The organism is Aliikangiella sp. G2MR2-5 (genome assembly GCF_015687155.1).
Classification (GTDB): Bacteria; Pseudomonadota; Gammaproteobacteria; order Enterobacterales; family Kangiellaceae; genus Aliikangiella.
Window position 1 is genome coordinate 215,353 of sequence record NZ_JADPQF010000005.1, and the last position, 19,611, is coordinate 234,963.

Genomic DNA, 19,611 nt, shown 5'->3' on the forward strand with positions numbered 1-19,611 from the left:
AAGACGTTCGCGTTTTATGGCGGCGTTAACTGCATATGGACAGGACATCACAACTCGAAGCTCTTAAGCGGGAATTAGAAAAACTATTAAGCGTTCTTCGAGAAGACGAAGGATGTAATTGGCTAAATCACTTTGAACGAAGTCTTGAGAAAACTTGTTGGTTCCTCGAAAACGGATATGAGCAGTCTCAGCTAAATGATCTTTCTTCTAGTATTAGATCGGTTTATGGTGGGATGGGAAGCTTTAATGATTATGTTCCGCCTCAAAGCACATGGGGAACAAATAGATTCTCCAACCGAGTCTGGGAAACCGCATTAGACCTTCAAGTAACAGGAAAACGTTAGAAGTTAACAAGGCAATGAAAATTGAAGCAGCAAAAAACGCTGCTCAACTTACTTAGGCGTTAACCGAATCAAATCTATCAATTAAAAGGCCATCAAAATGAAAATTAAAAGTATGATATTTATAATCGCTAGTTTTATAGCGTCTAGTTACGCCTATGGGGCGAATTCATTTGAAGTAAACATGAAAATATTTCACAAGGATAAGTTAATCGCTCAGCCTCAGGCGAATGTGAAAGAAGGCGAAGAAACCAAAGCTACTATATCGCTTCCCGGTTACAGCGAATATACATACTCCATTCTAATTACTTCTTCAGATGAAGGTAAAGTAGATGTATCAGTTAACTTTGTTTCTGGAGAGCTCACTTTCAAGCCCGAAATGGTGGGGGTAGATGTAGGAAAAGAATCATCGGCTATTTATAATGATTTTAAGCTTAAGTTGCTTGTTGAGTGAACAATGAATAACTAAAGATTGGCGAAGACTAGCAGTTGACTCTTGGGTTGAAACTTTAATTTTTATCAACTTAAAACGTCGAGTGAAGAAACTGTGATTCATGAATAGATCAGAAGGATAACCAGGGTCAAATAATCAGGGGCAGAGTCAATTAAATCGCAGTTATAGCCAGTCGATAAAGTCCGGTTCTGGCCGCTTAGCGACTAAGTAAAATGTTTCAGTAATGACCGCTTTATAGTTGCCTCTTTAAAACTGAGGTTGATTTTGGAATAGATGCAACTCCTGGTGTTAGGTAAAATCAAGACTTGATTCGAGATCTGCAAGCTCAAGTCCTGACGCTAAAAAATTAATTACACCCACCCGATATTGGATTGATTTTAACATTTTTATCATCACAGTCTTCTTTATTCCTTACCCAGTGTGAACCATCAAAATATTCAGTTGTAGGGCAGGCCATGCGACGTATTTTGGGGTTGCCAAACAGATCTCTATCTTTGTCCTGAAAATATTCTATTTTAACACCTTCATCGATCACACCATCGCAGTTATTATCAATACCATCGCAGACTTCACTTGTAGCAGGATTTACATCTGCTCTTGTATCATCACAGTCCAGTCCGGAAATTCTTGTGCCACCTGCATCAAGATTGAAAGCGGTGGCGCTTTCGAATCCGTCTCCATCAAGATCTCGTCCGCCATGAGTCGATGGGTCGCAGTCTTCATCATGTCCTCGTCCGTCAGCGACTTCGACATTGCCAGGATAACGGTTAGGATCATTATCATCACAATCCGAACCTCCACAAGCTATCGAATCGATTCCGTCGCCATCTGCATCGGCGGTGACGCATTGCTCATTTCTAATGGTTGCTATTGAGCTGGTAGCTATCTGGGTGGTGGCCAAAGTCGCCGGAATTTGTTCAATAGGTCTGTTTAAAGTAGCGATAGCATCAATATCTGCGCCCATGGTTTCTGAATCACATCGATTTCCTAAATCTGTTAGCTTTACAAATCGATACGCGGTTCTAGGCTTGGCTTTACCTTTAAGATCAATTTTTTTTCCCGTTTGCTTGAGCCTGCCAAGATTGACCCAGTTTCTTCCATTTTCGGAGATTTCTATCGTAACATCCTCAATTGCCGGACCAACCTCTACAACATAAAGGTCAGCACCAACATCGTCAGCCAAAACGTTATTGGTAAACTCAACAGTGATACTGCCACGACAACCAAGCGATACCATATTTTTGTTATTCTTGCTTTGAAAATCTGGCTTGCCAAGTACCTCTTTTTTATTGCGAAACTTTTTATCAGCTTGGGGGTTGCCCGGATAAAAGTGAGTTACGCGATCAGCGAATGACTTTTTACCTTGCGGGTATTTGACTCCATCTAATACCTGTTCTTTTGCATTTAGCTGTGAAGACGCTACCAGAAAAATAAAAAAAATGCTTTTAATTAACAACAAAACAGACTGAGAATTCTGGCGTGCTTTGACTATGGACATAACCAGCTACCTTTAGCGAATTAAGAATGTAGTCAATTTACCACAATTTATTCGACAAATGTGTTAACTGTTAAGAATCTTTCAGAGGTTAGATAGATAGAAGGTGTTATTCTAGTACTCTTTGTTCTCACTAGTCTTTTTGAGTACTGCGTTAAATTTTTCCATAAAGGATTCATCAAAATTTTTGCGGCTAAACATAAAACTCACTGGTGCGCCAAATGCTTTTATTTTGAGTGAAATGAGTTTATAGGGAATTTCTTTAGTTCTCATCTTATAAGATATAACAAGTGGATCATCGAGTAATCCGTCAATTTCACCTCGATTAAGTTTTTCAATATTTTCCTCTAAATAATAAACTCCCGGCAGCTGGGATGTATATTTAGGATTGTTGATGATATCGCTAATTCTTTTGCCGTAAACATAGTTCTCACCAACTCCAAGTCGGAATCCAGACTCCATTAGTTCGGTCAGTGATTTATTTTTATATTTCTGAATATCTTCCTGACGAACAAAAATGGCAAATTCATCTTTACGGTAGGGCTCGGAAAAAAGTGCAAACTCATTTCGTTCTTCACTGAAAGTTGCATTGGACAAGAAGTCGAGACTTCCATTTTTAATATTTCTGATGTGGCTATCCCAAGGACCGAAAGTAATTTTTAATTCGCATCCAAGAGCTTTTACTACATTTTGGGTTAGCAGGAACTGTGTTCCTGTTGGTTTGCCCTGGGCATTAACATATTGCAAAGGTTTCCATTCAGTAAAACCATAATGAAGTACGCAGTTCTGATCCTTCTTTTCTAAAGACTTATTGGACACGGTGGGCGGCTGTCTTTCACTAGCTAGAGCGATATTTGTAACGGAGAAGACTACCAGGACGAAAATCAATCCGGATAATTTGAAGTCAATTTGCGGCTTTTCCATTATTTTACTACTTCGCTTCTTGAGGGATATTTTCGAACCCAATAAACAGGAACAATCTAATTGGCTACCAAAACTGGTTGCTTTTGAGAGTCCTATTACCATTTATTGATAATAGTAAAAAAAATTGAAAAAACAATGAAATCAATGACTTCAATGAAAGTATTGGCGAAATTATCGCAAGAAGCAGCGAGGGTTGATCCAGGTCAGCGGTATCTACTCACTATTTACATAAAATTCTAAGCTGGTTTTTTGTGTCTGGCTTATTGAGCTGCAGGTATCTGAAAGTTGAAAAGAGTGATTAATATGGCCCAATCCTTTGTTAGTGAAAATCAGGTGTATCAGTTACTTTCCAGGGTTGAGCTTAAAACACCCAAGCATATATTTATCGAAAAAAGTGATTTAATTCAAAATGAGTCCGCGATAAAAAAGGCTGGATTTGCCCTGAATGAGGAGATCCTGCTTAAGGGAATGGCGGATGAACTGTGGCATAAATCGGACAATGGCGCACTAAAATTTACTTCATATGAGCCAGAAAAGTGCCAAAACATTATTGATGAAATGAATAGTGAGGTTTCGAAAAAGTTTGACTGGCGTGGCATCCTGATGACAGAAAAAGTAGCTTTCAGAAAAGCTTCTAATGCGCCGAGCGAAATTTTTGTCAGTTTACAGAGAGACAAATGTTGCGGCGCTGTTATAAGTTTAGGCTTCGGAGGCTTACTGACTGAAGCCTGGGCCAGAGAGTTAAAGCAGTCTTTACTGGTGTGGCCAACATCAGTCTATTCGCCGTTAGAAGCTCTGGAAGAACTTGAAGAACATTGGTTAGGCAAGATCCTGTTAGGAAAGGTCAGACAAGAAGTCGCCTTAACTAGCAGAGCACAGTTATTGGAGTTTTTAAATAAATTGTGGCGCCTGGATCTGGTGATGGCCGACGAGGATATCTCTCTGATTGAAATCAATCCCTTTGTGGTTGATGGAGAAGGCGAGTTTATTGCACTCGACGGGGTAGGCCAAAAAAGCAGTGAACCTCACATTGAGCCGTGTCCTGTCCCAATGCAGGATGATAGCTTTCTTAATCCGAGAAAAATTGCAATAGCAGGGGTTTCCGCAAAACCCGGGAATGTTGGCGGATTAATTCTGGAAAATGTTCGCCAATCGAAACTATCTGATGATGATCTGGTAATCATTAAGCCAGGAGTGGATTCTTTGGCCGGAATACGCTGTATTGCCGATATCACAGCGCTCAAACAAGATCCGGTCGATATCCTCATCCTGGCACTACCTGCCGCCAGCTCGGTTGATATGATTGAATCACTTTGTGAGCAGGGAGGTGGCGCAGAGGTTGTCTATATCGTAGCTGGTGGAATTGGCGATGGTGCCGATCAAAATCGGTACGGTGAAAGACTGGAAACCCTGCTCAATTCTCGTCGCAAAGAGAAGCGATGGTGTCCGGCTATCGTTGGTCCCAATGGACTGGGAATGCTTTTAGCTCCGCTCAGGCTCAACAGCCTGTTTATTCCACAGCGAAAGCTTAATGTCAATTTTGATCCCGAATCTCAGGTGGCGCTTATTAGTCAAAGCGGCGCGTTTCTTATTACGCGGTTGTCGCGTCATTCTAATTTGAGCCTCAAATATGGTTTTTCGATCGGCAATCAGCTCGATATGAAGTTGTCAGACTTTATGGCACTAATGGCAAGAGATCGCAGCATCAAGGTTTTGGGTATCTATGTTGAAGGCTTTGTTGAGGGGGATGTGTGTGCTTTGGCGAAACTGGTGAAACAGTTCAGAAGTGAAAATCGTCATGTTGTGATTTACAAAGGTGGCCGCTCGGCCTTGGGTCAGGCAGCAGCTGCCGGACACACAGGTGCGATGACTGGCGATTACCATGTTCAAAAACGATTATTACAAAAAGCTGGGGCGGTGTTGGTTGAGTCTTTTAATCAATTCAATGCAGTGTTCAAATGGATGGCAGCATACCCTGAATTACATACTCTTGGTAAGCTCGCAATAGTGACCAATGCAGGATATGAGACTGTAGGTAGCGTCGATATTTTGGGAGATAACGATTCCGGACGACTCTACGAGTTAAACCAGAATAACCAGAACCAACTTCGTAAAGTGCTTGCCAGGCATAATCTGGATGGGCTGGCTGCTCCTGCCAACCCGTTGGACTTGACGCCAATGGCCGATGAGGCAGCCTACTTTGATTGCGTGCAATCGATGATAGAGTTTGGGGCCGGTATCGTCATGTTGGGTCTAGTCCCATTATCCGAACAGCTTGATACTCATCAACTTAATCAGGCCGAAGAGTTTGCTAGCAAGTTGAAAAAGCTGGCGGAATACAGTGGCCGTTTAATTGGTGTCGTTATCGATGCCGGCGTTCCATATCAGGCTTATAAAGCTGTCTTCGAAAAACAGGGGTTTCCTGTATTTGATGGTATGGATATGGGGGTTTTGGGTATCAACGTGTTAAAACGAAGTCGCTGACACATCAATTGAGTCGCGTTTTACCATGTATTCTGATGTCTGTACATTCAGGTTGTTGTTCTAGTCGGTTATATGTCACTATGAAAGTATGCTTTCGGATATAAGATATTTTCAAACAAGGTAAGCCGATGAACGATCCCGTTCTAGAAGCCTATGAGAGCGCACATTACTTTATTGAGGATAGCGAAATCAGTCTTCGTTTCGAGATTGGTAAGCTTTGCCCCGAACTGGATTTATGGTTAGAAAAAAATGGATTCAACACGGCTGTTTTCATAACAGCGCATAACCCGCATAGTCAAATTTTAACGCCATTGGATAATTGCCAACGCCAATCCAAACTAGTCCGCGAATTACTATCGCAGGGGTATTGCTACCTGAAAGGCTACTCGACAGATGCAGAGCATATCTGGCCTGAAGAAGAGAGTCTGTTGGTGCCCAACATGGATTTGTCACATGCCTTGTGTCTGGCAAGAAAATATCAGCAAAAAGCGGTAGTCTGGATTGAATATCAGGCAGAGCCTGAACTGAGGGTAGCCGTGGTCGAAACAATCAATAATCAATAATCATACTAATAGTCTGGACGATTGAAAGATTTTCGAATAATTAGAGCCGCCGCGGTACAATAACACTCAACTTGCGCTATATTAGTATCTCAATTCTTGAATAATAATTATTGCGGCACTTGAGCCAATAGTTCCATACTCATTGTTGTGATCTTTACGCTGAATTAGGGAAAGTGAAGGCGAGGCGTTGAATGAATCAATCTAAGGTCAAGTTACAAGACGAGCAATTTAAGCGCTTGGGGGGAGAAGCCCTTAAAAGTGTACTCAACGCACTCCCTGAACTGGCATTTTTAATTACCCGTGACGGCAAGTATCTGGAAGTCTTTGGCGCGCCGGAAAACCTGATGGTTCGTCGCTCCAAGGAGTTGATCGGGAACTATGTTTCCAATGTGATGCCTGAAGATAAGTCGGAATTTGTATTGGCAACTATTACCGAATGCCTCAAAAAAAAATGCAATGTAAACGTCGTATACCAGCTGGAAGTACCCAGCGGTCTCTGCACTTTTGAAGCCGGTGTAATCCCTTTTGAACACCCCGATCATATCGATGAAGCCGTTCTCTGGTTTGCCCGAGATATCACCGAGCAGGTCAAAAAAGAAGAAAACCTGCGACGGATGGCATTTTACGATCCACTAACTAATTTACCTAATCGCAGAGTATTGGATGAACGGCTAGAGGAAGAAAATGCTCGCTGTCGTCGCCACAATCAAAAGAGTGCGGTCTTTTTCATCGACCTAGATGATTTCAAAGCGATAAATGACAAGTACAGTCACGGGTTCGGCGACGATGTTTTGGTGGAAGTCGCTAAAAGACTAAAGTTGAATGTACGAATAGATGATTTTGTCTGTCGGCTTGCCGGAGATGAGTTTGTGGTAGTGCTATCGATGATCAATGGCGATGAAAATAGCGTCATTCAACACTGTACAGATGCTGCCAGAGTATTGCTGGATAAATTGTCTGAGCCCATTATCATTGATAACATTCGGGTAGAGTGCGAGGCGAGTATAGGCGTCCGTTTATTACCATGCAAACATCAAAAAGCTAAGCGAATTCTACGAGATGCAGATGATGCGATGTATCGTTCAAAAGAGAAAGGCTCTGGCCATATCTCTTTCTACTAGATCATCTTAAGGTCTCTTAACAGGGTCTGCGCATCGAAATGTAGAACGCTAACTAGCGACTTCTAAGAGAAGCTGCATGCCGTTTTCCTGTGCGCGCTAAAGGTCTATAGCCAACGGAAATGACTCGGGCTTCAGAAATATCAATAAAGTCTCGAGTATGCATTTTCACCAATAAGGAATGGCTTCCAGCGTTAAATGTAATAAATTCTTTGTTAGCAAGTTCTTTGGCCAGAAAAACATTCATATTGTAGAGTTTACCAAACGGCGGCATAGCTCCTATTTCACATTCAGGAAAACGATCAGCGAATAGGTGTTCTGGGACTATCGTTAAGTCCGGTGATTTAAGCAGTCTGGCCAGATCGGTTTGCAATAATAGATAGTTGGCCGGCACTACCACCATACTCATTTTCTGACCACTGCCAACAATAATAACTTTACTTAATTGTTCTCCTTTTATATGGGCTTTTTCTGCTGTCTCTTGTGCTGTAAACGCACTTTTATGAGGGATCAGATTATAGTCAATCAATAGTGAATCCAGATATTCGAGAGGACTAAGTGTGTACATAACGATTTCCTGCTTGAGTAGCGGCACAATTAAGATGTATTGCCGCAAGTTGATTTACAAGCCTTTGTTAGAACACATTACAGCTTGGGTGAACAAGGCTCCCTTTAATTATGCTCTGATATTTTTCTTTTCAGCGCAACATAAATACACTGCTGATAACCAGTTGTTTTTAGTGCGTATTTGATTAGTGCACAAGGTAATGTAAAAGCTGTCGATATGAGAGATTTAGCTGAAGTTCAGGTAACAATCGTTGCCAGGAAAGTGACATCTAGAGAAGTTTGAGAAGCTTACCTCCGGTTCGAAAAAACTCACTACGTACTTGATGGTGTAAAGCTGATCGTCATTGCAAACAGGGAAACTTCCGTCCTTCACAAATAATCTTTACCTTTAGGATTAAAAACATTTAATTGGTGCGCTCAACCTGATTCGTTATAGTTGTTAGTATCTTCTCCGTCTGGTAACTATTTCTTGAAGAATCAAACTTTGTTTTGGGAGTCTGAGCCGTTTAAGCTTTCGGTCGCAGAATACTTAACCCGAAGTGCCTTTAAATCAACCCCAATAGTACTAGAGATTCCTGATACAGACTCCATTGAATCGCTTTACGACAAAGGTTGTGCTCAAGAAATATGGAGATTTTCAAGATATCCTAAAACATCTTCATCGGTATTTCGACAGTACTTTGATCGCGCTTTGGCAAGACGGGATAGTTTGAGCTTTGTCATTCGAGAACAAAAAGAAGGCAAAATAGCGGGTTTTACCAGACTAAAATCTATCGGGAAAATGAGAGGCGCTGAAACAGGAACCTGGTTTCTTCCGCAGTATCAAAATAAGCATCTTAACTTTTTTGCCAAAAAAATTTTACTTGGGATCGCTTTTGATTTGCTAGAATTAAGTAATGTCTACTGTTATGTAAGTCAGGAGAATATTCCTTCTATCAAAAGCCTTAAAAATATGGGGTTTGTGAGCCAGGAAGGATATTCAAGAGAAAAGCGGTGTGCAGATGGAAGAGCTCAGGCTCAGGAATTTCTTTTGTTTGATAGTGCAAACTATCTATCTGTTTTTGGATGAGTCTTGCAAACAAGCCGCTGATCATATTTTTGTTGAGCTGGTTTATTTTTACTAAATGATGGATAGTTACTCTGTTGAAGAAAAGCAATATCTGGTTGAAATATCTAATCAACTGAGTGAAATTGCAAATGACCTCAATATACTAACGCGGCTAGCCTGGCCAGAAAGCGTAAAGGAAGAGTTTTTCAATTCAGGTTGTCAGCGTTTGCCTCTTGTTGAATATGAAGCATACTCTTCAGATGAGAAACTGAGAGCCCTTGAAGAATGTCGGAACTTACTTAATGGCTCCCGATTTGACCCCTGGATAATTGATAACATTGAGTCAGTTGAAAATAGCGTGAGAATGCTGGCTTGTCTGGGAACGGAGTCTTTTTCTTACTACTCGCGAAAAGTTTATGGTTATCCAATGCAAAAACTTCGCGATGAGAAGTCGACTTCTTTTGCTCTGGCTTCACAAATGCTGCAGCTAATTCAACCAATGGAAGGACTTTTTCTTGGCGAACCTCCTCCTGCCTGTGTGTTGGCATCTACTGTTGCAGAAAAAATGCAGGAAGCGGTTAAAAAGTTTGGCGACAAGGCGCCAGAAATAGTTATTGTTGATAGCCTTTCCGCGAATGCCCTCGCTGGTTCTGAGCGCGTAAGAATCAGGCGGAATGCATGCTTTACGGATAATGATGTTTTGCAGTTAGTTGAACATGAAATCAATATACATGTTGCCACACTGCTTAACGGCAAGCATCCTGATAATCTTGGAATTCTGGGTAGTGTATTGCCGAGAACAACAAAAACTCAAGAAGGGTTAGCAGTATTCGCTGAATTTATAACTGGCAATATGGATATTGATCGATTCGCCAGACTCGCGCATCGTGTGATTGCTATCCAGATGGCACTGGATGATGCAACTTTTATAGATGTTTACCGTTACTTTTTAGAGCATACCGATAATCCCGAGCAATCTTTTGAGAATGCTCGTCGGGTTTTTCGTGGGGGTGTCGTTTCTGGTGGAGCGCCATTTACAAAAGATATTGTTTACCTGGACGGTTTGTTGAGAGTCCATAATTTTCTAAGAGCTGCGGTAATGAATAAAAAAAGTCAGTTTATACCCTTGCTCTTTTCCGGACGCATGTGTCTTGATGATATTGTCGTAGTTAATAAGCTTAAACAGATAGGCCTATGTGCCGAACCAATGTACCTGCCAGACTGGGCGGGTGATCTCCGGTTTTTGTTAAGTTATCTTTCTTATTCATCATTCCTAAATTCAGTCGATATGACTAACGTTAATGAGCATTACGGGGCATTGTTATCTGAGCTCGTATAATATTCATTAAATACGTCAGGCGACTTGAGTACTTTTGTCGTACTCATTTAAGTGAAACTCTGCCCAGAGTCTTTTGCTTAAGCTTTCTAATGATTCTTTTTTGCGACTGACAAGCCATTTCGCCAACTCTAAGGCGACGTCTGGATATTTTTTTGGATTGGGTTGAGCTTTTTGCAACCATAGCTTTAGTTCCTCATGATTGAATTGATTGACGACCATCGCTCGATCAATTTGAGCGAGAGCCAGAGCATTGGACTGTTGCTCCATTTGACCAGCAAGCGGGAGTACCATTAGTTTGTGTCCCATCTGAATTGCTTCGCTTGGAAGCTCGAATCCTGCGCCAGTGATGATCGAACCACATTCCTGTTGTTTTCTTTGAAAGTGATGACGCGAAAAATGATGCAAGTGAATATTGGAGTAATCGCTCGATCGATTGGTTCCATGAAAAATATGAAATTCAATGTTTTCAAACGGAGCGAACCAGTTTATCAATTTGTTTACATCGCAAAACGGGAAATAGACTAAAACCTTGTTAAGGTTACGACTAGCTACTCCTGCTCGATTATCGATAATTGGTGGTAGCATTGACTGATTAAAGTCACTCCAGTGTAAACCTATGGGCATATCGACAGGAGCAAAATTTTTTAATATTTTTTCTGCCAACCAGTTTCGACCGGCTACCGGGATCGTCTTATGAAAAGCCATCTGGTGCGATAAGCCAATGGTTTTTATTCCTTGTCGTTTTGCTGCCCAGGCGGTTACCGGCTCAAAGTCGTTGATAACAAGGTCGTAGCCATCAAAACTAAAATCGAGTATGTCGCGAATAAACCGAAAAATATTATTGTTAACAGCAGTTGCAACATAAGCAATGCGGCCCTGACGAATATTAAAGGTAAGTCCTTGAAAACATCTGAAGTCACCAAATGGCTCCATATCAAAAAGTTCATCTTTTGCTCGACCAGTAAAAACCCAGTCAACAGTGAGCCCGAGCTTTTTAAATACTTCGGCCATTAGTCTGGCGCGAGTGATGTGTCCATTTCCTGTTGCTTGAACTGCATAAAGAATCTTTTTCAAAAGTACTTTTTATCCTGTGACAATTTACACGGCAAGGCCGTAAGCAATAAAACCGCATAGCGTTCCCACCAGAGCGCCGGCTAGTATGTCTCCTGGAAAATGGACGCCAAGCGCAATGCGAGAGATGCCAATTGCGCAAGCCCAAATGGACGCTAACAAAGCAAATGAAGGACAGAATATGCCAATTTGTACCAGCATTACGAAGGCTGCTGCGGTGTGACCTGACGGAAAACTGAATTTGTCGGATGGCTTTATTTTCGCGATAAATCCCTGGAGTGTATCTGCGGGTCGATTTCTTTTGAACTTGTTTTTCAAAAATATATAAATCGGTACTTCAAGCGAAAAGCCGAATAAGCAAGCCATAAAAAACTCAAACCCGATAGCACTGTTAGTTGTCAGCATGCCACAAGCAATTACCGCATACAGCCATCCATCGCCACTGGCGGAAACTGCTCTGACAATTGGATAGAAGCTTCTTCTGCAAAACTTCTTCTGACACCAAATAAACAACTCAGTATCGACTTGTTGAACTCTTGTTTTTAGTAAGTTCATAGCTAATCAGCCTATAACCGTTACTTTTTAACTTAGCCTTCATTCGATATAGAGTTTGCTGGAAAAAAATGACCAAAAAATGACCAAAAAATGACCAAAAAATGACCGCATAGTGATACTGGTGTGACAAAAGAGCAAATGTGTTAGACGGTGGAGTCTGGAAGCGATATAAATGATTTCCGTAAAATCAACAAGTTAACTTCTTTTCTTTGATTTGCTTGGCACTTGTTGCGAATTTTGCGGCATAATAGCCGGCCGCAAAAATGAAACTTTATTAGAAGGCGTAGCGAGCCCATGTGGTTTAAGAATTTACATTTATACCGATTAACAAGCCAATTTGAACTATCTCCTGAGGAACTTGCAGACAAGCTGGACGAAAAGCGCTTCCAGTCTTGTGGCAAAATGGCTGAGGAGAGTGTGGGGTGGGTTTCTCCCATTCATCGTAGTAAAGATTATCTGGTCCATGCCGCCGCAGGCTGCATATTGATTTGTATGCGTCGGGAACAAAAAGTGATACCCCCAAGCGCGGTGAAAGAAGCGCTAGAAGAAAAAGTGGCAATTATCGAAGAGGATACAGGCCGAAAAGTATTTTCTAAGGAAAAACAATCGCTTAAGGAAGAAATTGTTGCTCAAATGCTACCCCGAGCGTTAACTCGCTCAACGCATATCTATGCTTATATTGATACCAAAAACGGCTATCTGGTTCTCAATGCCGGCAGCGATAAAGTCGCAGATTTAATCTATGAGCTCATGGTTGAGTCCATAGGATCCTTTGGTGCAGTTAAGCTTATTCCTGAAGATAGTCCAGGTATGATCCTTAATCAATGGTTAACAGATGGTTTGCCTGAAGGCTGGGAGCTTACCGGTGACTATGAATTGAAAGATCCGAAAGATGAGCGCGTGGCGAAGTTTAAGGATAACGAGTCAGAAAACATCGTTATCAATGATTTGATGGAAGATGGTTATCAAGTTAACAAACTGGGAGTGAGATACAAAGGATTGATGCGTGCAGTGTTGCAGCAAGATCTGGTGATCAAGCAACTGAAGTTTACTGATGAATTGTTGGCTGAGAACGAAGATGTAGACGGAGAAGATGAACTGGTAAAGTTTGACGCAGATTTTGCTTTGATGACTCGTACGCTTAAAGACTTCATCGGAGAGGTTATCTCTCTTTTCTCGGTGCAAACAGCGGCTTGATTTATTGAGTCGATGCGTCTTCCGGTGCGGCCTGGAGACAGATAAAGAATTACGCAAATTGCAGTTTCAGCAGCTACAATATTCAAAGGGGAGCCCTGTTTTTCAGGGCCTGTTGCAAAATCGTGATATGCGGAGATATTTGAATGGTTGAAGAGAGAAGGCAACACACCCGTTTGCCTAAACAAGAGCACGTAAAAGTTGATGTAGTAACCGATGGACACCCAACATCGGCAGAGGTCTTTGATTGCAGTTCACGAGATTTTTCGCTTAGAGGTGTGCGTCTACATGGGGACCACCCAATTGACCTTGGTAGTGAGGTCGAGATGACCGTTCACATGAAGGCTAACAAAACTGACTATAACCTGAGCGGCAAAGTTAAGTGGGTGACAGTAACTACAGAAAATGAGCATCTTGCCGGTATCGAACTTTCAGATGACTCGAAAGACATGGTTGAGTGGCAAGGATTGTTTGGCTAATGAATGGGGCTTGACGCATTTGCTTAAAATAATGCGTACTACCTTAAGCGGCACAAATACGATTTCTGCCTGATTTCTTAGCCTGGTAGACTGCTTTATCCGCTCGGGCTAAAAGCTGGTTGAGGGTTTCGCCTAGAGGCTTGAGTTGTGAAACTCCGATGCTGATGGTTGTATCAATATTAGCAGGCTTCAAAGTCTCAACATCTTTTCTTAATTGCTCGGCTTTTTCACATGCTTTATTTAAGTCGCAGTGATCAAGGATGATGACAAATTCTTCTCCTCCAATTCGGGTAACTATGTCTTCCGAGCGACTATTCTTACTTAGCAGTTGTGCAACCTGCTTGAGTACTACATCACCAGTCAGGTGTCCGTAGGTATCATTGACTTTCTTAAAATGATCGATATCCAGTAGCATAAGAGAAAGTGCCGATTGATGACGTACCGATTCAGAAAATTTTTGACAGACCACTTCATCAAGGTAGTAACGATTGTACAATCCAGTTAAAGGATCGTGCATTGCTTTGCCTTCAAATTCAGCATTTTTTCTCTTTAGAAAAATTACAGCAACGAGAAAAAAAATAGTCAGTAAAAGCAATAGAGTAAACAATCCATAAAGCACAAAATAACGTTTGTATTTTTCATATAGAGATTCGGGCCGGTTAAGAACAATACTATTTTCGGGAATCTTTTCCATAGAAATTTCAAATTTCTGTAGAACCCTATAGTCAAAGATATTAACCAGCGGGCTTCCTTTTACTGCGATCTGCTCAATGGCTTTTCCATTAATAATTTGGAGACCGATTTTTGCCGCCATTTCCCCCTGAAAATTGGGACTGGTAATTTTTCCTCCAACAACGCCCTGACCAACGACATCCCAGATACAGTATGTTGGAAATCGACTGTGGTTGCTTACCAGGCGAACACTTTCTTTACTGCTTAAGGTCGTACCTGAATGCATGCGTAAATAAATCGCCCAAAGGACCAAAGAGTTTTCCGGCAAAGTTTCTAGTTTTTTGACTAGTTCTAGTTCTGGCAGATCGTGTAGATACTCGATCTGGACGTTGGCCGAGAAAGATTTTTCTGCGTCCTCGATTAGTGATTTGAATATGTTTCCTGAGCGAGTATTGTCTGTAATAGCCCAAATCTTTTCTGTTTGCGGATGAAGACTCCTCATTAACTCCAGCGTACCGAGTACGTCATAAGACTCATAAATACCAGTAAAGTTATTTTGCGAATTCAATCGGCCGGGGTAGTAATCATTCAGGCCAGAGAATACGACAGGAGTATCTGGAAATAACTCATCTCTATACTTGAGAAGGAAGTCGAGCGCATGATCGTCGGAAGAAATGATAAGGTCAAATTTGAACAGCTGGTACTTCTGGAAATATAGTTTTTTCAGCAGCCTAAAATACTCTGTATCAGAACGTCTTTTGGTGTCCATGTAATTAACAAATAGCTCAATGTTATCCTGCTCAGTTAAAACTTCGTTAATACCAGCCATTATTCGATCAGTCCAGTGAAAGCCCTGATGATAAGAATGCAGCACCAGAACACGTTTTTTGTCCGGCGATGCTTGAGTTGGCAGGGCGAAAAGCGTGCCAAAGAGTAAGACGAATAAAATCCGGGCGATAGTAGGTACTTGATTCACAGATAGATCACTTATTTTATGTATTGCCTATGCAGTTGAATATTGATACCTGTAAAGTATAGATTAATATTATTTAATGAGATATTTGTGATTGGTTATGGGATTAAATTAAGTTTTTTTATAAGAAAATGAATTAAATAGGAGAATAGGAGCTGGTTTAAGTGGAATGCCCTAAGAAAACTCCGAGCTGAACAAGGAATAATTGATAGTTCCGCGTGTGTCTTTTTTTTGCTATGTTTTCTTGTATGTCTTAAGAAAGCGAAGCCTCCGCCGCATTCGGGGAGGCTTCGCTTGCAGACTTTAGTTGTTCTGGATTTTACTATATTTGCTTTAACTTGATTCGACCATTAACGTTATTCATTTCAATTCTTAAGTCGCCATTACCAGTTTTACCGCGCATTTCGCTACCCACGTATTTATGCTTGATGACTTCTATACCGAACTCATTACTTAAGGTTCCGCTAACGGTTTCCGCCTCAACATCAATACTGGCATCGGCTGGTAGTGAGACTTCGATATCGCCGTTAACTGACTCCAGTTCAATATTTTCAGCATTGGATATATCGTTAAAACTTAGGTTTATGTCACCGTTAACCATATCGATGTTGGTGGAGGCGGTCATACCGTCACTTTTGATGCTGCCATTAACTAATTCTGCGTGTAGTTCTCCAGTAACACCATTAATGGTCAGGTCGCCATTAACCAGTTCGATGTCTTTAAGCTTTACATTGTCAGGGACCGATAAAGTGTAGTGAACTTCGGAACTTTGATTGTTCCAGGAACTGCCGCGGTTTTCTTTATACTTGGTTTTTACTTTTAAAAGATTTTTAGAAGCACTGATATCGATGGTGATGCGATCACGCATTTCCTGGCTAGATGCCTTGATATTTGCATTTAAAGTCACCTGATCGCAGCCACATGCCTTGATAGTAACATCGCCATTCACATTCTCAAGATGAATACGACCATTACTATCAAAATTATAGGTTTTACTAATGGTGTCAGTTACTTCTGCTTGAACTGCGTAGGAGGCCGCTAGTAACAAGCTAGAAGCGATAACCGCTTTTCCTTTTAGAGAACCCGATTTATTTAGTTGAGAATTGTTGTTTGCTGAAGCCATTATTAAAATCTCCTGTTATTGGAATTTTCTGGTGTTTGCAATCATTGACGAAGGAATCAGCAAAGAGGTTTAAAATGGCTTAAAAAATCGATGTAACAAAATATGAACAAATATGAACAATATACCTTCAATTGTTTGTCAGTTGCTCAATAACCCACTGTTGTAGCTGGGGTAGGGGCAGTGCCCCGGATAGGCGGCCGATTTCACGTCCTCCTCTAAATAACGCCAGAGTCGGAATCGAGCGAATGTTAAAATCTACTGAAACTTGCTGATTTTGCTGAGTGTCTACTTTGAGCAACCGAAGCTGATTACCAACCAGTGAGGCAAATTTTTCATAAGCTGGTGCAAACTGGATACAGGGGCCGCACCAGGGCGCCCAAAAATCCACCAGCACCGGGAGCCCAGAATGCCTTAAATGGCGAGCAAGACCTTCTGCGTTGACGTTAATTGGTACTCCTTGAAATAGTTTTTCTTTGCACTGTGCGCAAATAGGAGTCTCATCGAGGCGGCTCGCCGGAAATTGATTTACTGTATTACATTGACCGCAAACCAGTCGTATTTTGTCGTCTATATTTTTCACAGATTTTTGTCTTTTGAGTGTTAAAATCAATAGTCTAGAGGAGCAGGCTTTGTTCTCTTCAGAACTTCAAGTCTTAAGTTGTGGCCGATTATAAGCCTTCACAATTGGTTAATCATAGAGTCAATAAGCTACAGGGTTCAAGCGTTATTCTTATAGCGCTTGTTTGCCATTGAAAATCCCGATAGGATAGTGCGGTTTACACGCCCCAAAAATAGTAGAAAAGAAGGAGTTCTATGGCTGGCTCAAGTTTACTTGCATTAATTGATGATATCGCGACTGTGCTGGATGATGTTGCTATTCTCAGCAAAGTTGCCGCGAAGAAAACTGCGGGGGTACTGGGAGATGATCTGGCGCTTAACGCAGAGCAGGTTTCCGGGGTAAGAGCTGAACGCGAAATTCCTGTTGTCTGGGCTGTGGCCAAAGGGTCTTTTAAGAATAAGCTGATTTTGGTTCCTGCTGCATTAGCTATTAGCGCGGTTATTCCCTGGCTCATTCTCCCTTTATTGATGTTGGGAGGCGCTTATTTATGTTTTGAAGGGTTTGAAAAAGTTGCCCACCACTTTCTGCATAAAGATGAGGATAACGCCCAGAAAGAAGCCATTATGGATGCGCTAAAAGACCCCAACCTTGATATGGTGGAGTTTGAAAAAAACAAAATAAAAGGAGCGATTCGAACTGATTTTATCTTGTCCGCTGAAATTATTGTTATTGCTCTGGGAACTGTAAAAGATGCTGCCTTTGGGATGCAGGTTGCAGTGGTGTCCGGGATAGCTGCAGTGATGACGGTAGGGGTTTATGGGCTGGTTGCTGGAATTGTTAAACTGGATGATGCTGGTTTTTATTTGATTAAGGAAAAGACCGATGGCTTCGTTGGTAAATTCAAGCGCATGTTGGGCAGGGGATTGCTGTCTTTTGCTCCTTTACTCATGAAGTTATTATCCGTTGCCGGAACTATTGCAATGTTCCTGGTTGGTGGAAGTATTCTAATTCATGGAATTGCACCTGTTGAAGAATTAATCCATCATCTGGAAGAATGGGTTAACCAATTGACTATTGGCGGTGCATTTTTGGCTGTTGTTTCAGCTATGATCGCAGAAGCTTTATTTGGCATAGTTGCCGGAGGAGTGGTTCTGTTGCTTGTGAATAGTATACAAAAAATATTGCCTAAAAAGCAGAAAATCTCAAAGGCCGACTAAATCATTTTACATAACTGATTTGCCCAGTTAATTGCGTGCTCATGAGCCGAGAAAAGTTCGATATTGTCTTCATCGGACATTTTCTGGCTCATTTCCCAGTTACCCATTTCCAGAGCCATAACATACTTAAGCACTTCGCCTTTTTTTCCTTCTTCTTTCAATATGGCCCGATTAATATCCTCCGCTAAATCCAGCTTTTCGATCAGCCACTTTTTGTCAGCCATCATAACTGCATCAATCGCAGAGAATAAACCTACCGTAAAAAAACTGTCCGGGTTTTCATAGCCTTTATTTTCTGCAAAGATTTCACATGCACGAGCACGGGTTAATAATATTCTGAAGAGTTCGGTTGATGACCCTGAATTACCGGCAAGAACCATTGCCATAGACCATTTTTTTATTTGATTCAGACCGAGAAAAACAACCGCTTCCTTAAGACTATTCACTTTTCTGGGTAACCGACAAAGGGGACTATTGATTATTTTAAGTATCTGATAGCTTAAATTGGTGTCGCGAGAGATAGAGTGGCTAAGAGCGTCAATGGTTATCTCTGGATCTTGTAATTGGGCAACAATTTGAAGTGCTATTTCGGAACTGTTGGATATCTTTTTTCCGTAAACCAATTGCGGCTTTTCCAGAAAGTAACCTTGAAAAAGTTCAAATCCAATGTCTCTGCAGAATTCATGAATAGCTTGTGTTTCAACTTTTTCGGCAAGAAATGAAGGTCGTTGTTCCAGGTTTACCAATACATCATGCTCCAATCGTTGCATTTGGGATTTTAGCTCATCCTTGTCGGTAATCATCAAGTCAATTTTAATATAATCTAGCAGAGGTAAAAGTTCGTCAAAGCTATTGTCGAATGCGTAGTCATCAAGAGCAAACTGAAATCCTTTCTGTCTGAGTTGCTTAATCCTGTCGAGCAAAAGCTTATCTATAAATGTGTCTTCAACGATTTCGACCACCAGCCGACTGGGATGAACCGGTAGGAAAAAGTCTGAAAGAAGCAGTCGTCGTGTAAGATTGATGAAGACCTTAACATAAGGAGCTTCTTCATCATTCAGGATGCCTCCACAGTAGTTGATTAATAGTTCACTGGAGGCCTTGTTTCCATCTTCGAATATGGCAGCATCCGGATGCAGGTTTCTGTAAAGCAGTTCGTAGCCATATAGCTTGTTATTGCCATCAAAAATAGGTTGTCTTGCAAAAAGAATATCAGTGCAATTTGATTCCATAGGCATTTGATTCTAGTAGGTTATGTTTTTGTTAGCGACAAAAGGTTTATCGTCAATTTGTGAGAAAGCTTGAGCGATAAGTTGAAGAGCTATCAATAAATATGAGTTTAGTTTAAATTTGTCAGTTTTCCGAGCTATGTCGAAAATCTGCCATAAGTTCATCTTGTCTAATAGTGTTTTTTATTTGTCCAGGTTGGAAAGTC

At 41.3% G+C, this 19,611-nt stretch carries 19 protein-coding genes; 10 read left to right on the forward strand and 9 right to left on the reverse strand.

The annotated features are described in order from the left end of the window. Nucleotides 1–35: 35 nt before the first annotated feature. Together IYN84_RS16275 and IYN84_RS16280 are read left to right on the forward strand one after the other, a co-directional pair. Nucleotides 36–344, forward strand: a complete 309-nt coding sequence (locus tag IYN84_RS16275; protein WP_196140309.1) for a hypothetical protein — start codon at nucleotides 36–38, stop codon at nucleotides 342–344. 97 nt (nucleotides 345–441) lie between these two features. Then, complete coding sequence (locus IYN84_RS16280) at nucleotides 442–795, forward strand: hypothetical protein (RefSeq protein ID WP_196140310.1); 354 nt, start codon at nucleotides 442–444, stop codon at nucleotides 793–795. A gap of 346 nt (nucleotides 796–1,141) precedes the next feature. On the opposite strand, the gene IYN84_RS16285 is transcribed toward IYN84_RS16280, so the two are convergent. Continuing rightward, a complete protein-coding gene (locus IYN84_RS16285) occupies nucleotides 1,142–2,293 on the reverse strand; it encodes a putative metal-binding motif-containing protein (RefSeq protein WP_196140311.1) in 1,152 nt (383 codons plus the stop codon). Nucleotides 2,294–2,404: 111 nt separating this feature from the next. Next, on the reverse strand, nucleotides 2,405–3,214 hold the full coding sequence (locus IYN84_RS16290) for an ABC transporter substrate-binding protein (protein WP_196140312.1): 810 nt from the start codon (nucleotides 3,212–3,214) through the stop codon (nucleotides 2,405–2,407). 303 nt (nucleotides 3,215–3,517) lie between these two features. On the opposite strand from IYN84_RS16290, the gene IYN84_RS16295 reads away from it, so the two are divergent. The 3 genes from IYN84_RS16295 (at nucleotide 3,518) to IYN84_RS16305 (ending at nucleotide 7,382) form a co-directional block, all read left to right on the forward strand. Continuing rightward, on the forward strand, nucleotides 3,518–5,698 hold the full coding sequence (locus tag IYN84_RS16295; RefSeq protein WP_196140313.1) for an acetate--CoA ligase family protein: 2,181 nt from the start codon (nucleotides 3,518–3,520) through the stop codon (nucleotides 5,696–5,698). A gap of 128 nt (nucleotides 5,699–5,826) precedes the next feature. Beyond that, nucleotides 5,827–6,261 (forward strand): DUF3293 domain-containing protein, encoded by a 435-nt coding sequence (locus IYN84_RS16300; protein ID WP_196140314.1) that lies wholly within the window; start codon nucleotides 5,827–5,829, stop codon nucleotides 6,259–6,261. 191 nt (nucleotides 6,262–6,452) lie between these two features. After that, nucleotides 6,453–7,382, forward strand: coding sequence for a sensor domain-containing diguanylate cyclase (locus IYN84_RS16305; protein WP_196140315.1), 930 nt, complete (start codon nucleotides 6,453–6,455; stop codon nucleotides 7,380–7,382). Between the two features lie 52 nt (nucleotides 7,383–7,434). Here the strand turns inward: IYN84_RS16305 and IYN84_RS16310 are convergent, their stop codons facing one another. After that, entirely contained in the window at nucleotides 7,435–7,947 is a 513-nt protein-coding gene (locus IYN84_RS16310) for an aminoacyl-tRNA deacylase (RefSeq protein ID WP_196140316.1), read from the reverse strand. A gap of 468 nt (nucleotides 7,948–8,415) precedes the next feature. Here IYN84_RS16310 and IYN84_RS16315 point away from each other — a divergent pair, with 468 nt between their 5' ends. Both IYN84_RS16315 and IYN84_RS16320 read left to right on the forward strand, forming a co-directional pair. Further along, nucleotides 8,416–9,015 (forward strand): GNAT family N-acetyltransferase, encoded by a 600-nt coding sequence (locus IYN84_RS16315; protein WP_196140317.1) that lies wholly within the window; start codon nucleotides 8,416–8,418, stop codon nucleotides 9,013–9,015. Nucleotides 9,016–9,070: 55 nt separating this feature from the next. Then, nucleotides 9,071–10,333, forward strand: coding sequence for a flavohemoglobin expression-modulating QEGLA motif protein (locus IYN84_RS16320; RefSeq protein ID WP_196140318.1), 1,263 nt, complete (start codon nucleotides 9,071–9,073; stop codon nucleotides 10,331–10,333). 15 nt (nucleotides 10,334–10,348) lie between these two features. Here the strand turns inward: IYN84_RS16320 and IYN84_RS16325 are convergent, their stop codons facing one another. Both IYN84_RS16325 and IYN84_RS16330 read right to left on the reverse strand, forming a co-directional pair. Further along, on the reverse strand, nucleotides 10,349–11,407 hold the full coding sequence (locus tag IYN84_RS16325; protein WP_196140319.1) for a glycosyltransferase family protein: 1,059 nt from the start codon (nucleotides 11,405–11,407) through the stop codon (nucleotides 10,349–10,351). A gap of 24 nt (nucleotides 11,408–11,431) precedes the next feature. Further along, nucleotides 11,432–11,959, reverse strand: a complete 528-nt coding sequence (locus IYN84_RS16330; protein ID WP_196140320.1) for a phosphatase PAP2 family protein — start codon at nucleotides 11,957–11,959, stop codon at nucleotides 11,432–11,434. A gap of 294 nt (nucleotides 11,960–12,253) precedes the next feature. Between IYN84_RS16330 and IYN84_RS16335 the strand changes: the two genes are divergently transcribed. Further along, on the forward strand, nucleotides 12,254–13,156 hold the full coding sequence (locus IYN84_RS16335) for a recombination-associated protein RdgC (RefSeq protein ID WP_196140321.1): 903 nt from the start codon (nucleotides 12,254–12,256) through the stop codon (nucleotides 13,154–13,156). A gap of 143 nt (nucleotides 13,157–13,299) precedes the next feature. Further along, the gene (locus IYN84_RS16340; RefSeq protein ID WP_196140322.1) at nucleotides 13,300–13,632 is read left to right on the forward strand and encodes a PilZ domain-containing protein; all 333 of its coding nucleotides are present in this window, start codon (nucleotides 13,300–13,302) and stop codon (nucleotides 13,630–13,632) included. 43 nt (nucleotides 13,633–13,675) lie between these two features. Here the strand turns inward: IYN84_RS16340 and IYN84_RS21745 are convergent, their stop codons facing one another. The 3 genes from IYN84_RS21745 to trxC form a co-directional block, all read right to left on the reverse strand. Beyond that, nucleotides 13,676–15,280 carry a GGDEF domain-containing protein gene (locus tag IYN84_RS21745; RefSeq protein WP_196140323.1) on the reverse strand — a complete coding sequence of 535 codons (1,605 nt, stop codon included), beginning with the start codon at nucleotides 15,278–15,280 and terminating at the stop codon, nucleotides 13,676–13,678. Between the two features lie 319 nt (nucleotides 15,281–15,599). Beyond that, on the reverse strand, nucleotides 15,600–16,400 hold the full coding sequence (locus IYN84_RS16350; RefSeq protein ID WP_196140324.1) for a DUF4097 family beta strand repeat-containing protein: 801 nt from the start codon (nucleotides 16,398–16,400) through the stop codon (nucleotides 15,600–15,602). A 127-nt stretch (nucleotides 16,401–16,527) separates the two neighbouring features. Further along, nucleotides 16,528–16,980, reverse strand: a complete 453-nt coding sequence (gene trxC / locus IYN84_RS16355) for a thioredoxin TrxC (RefSeq protein ID WP_210330615.1) — start codon at nucleotides 16,978–16,980, stop codon at nucleotides 16,528–16,530. A 233-nt stretch (nucleotides 16,981–17,213) separates the two neighbouring features. Here trxC and IYN84_RS16360 point away from each other — a divergent pair, with 233 nt between their 5' ends. Further along, the gene (locus tag IYN84_RS16360; protein ID WP_196140325.1) at nucleotides 17,214–18,176 is read left to right on the forward strand and encodes a DUF808 domain-containing protein; all 963 of its coding nucleotides are present in this window, start codon (nucleotides 17,214–17,216) and stop codon (nucleotides 18,174–18,176) included. Here the strand turns inward: IYN84_RS16360 and IYN84_RS16365 are convergent. Further along, nucleotides 18,173–19,408, reverse strand: a complete 1,236-nt coding sequence (locus tag IYN84_RS16365) for an EAL and HDOD domain-containing protein (protein ID WP_196140326.1) — start codon at nucleotides 19,406–19,408, stop codon at nucleotides 18,173–18,175. The two genes, IYN84_RS16360 and IYN84_RS16365, sit on opposite strands and share 4 nt — an antisense overlap. Nucleotides 19,409–19,611: the final 203 nt, after the last annotated feature.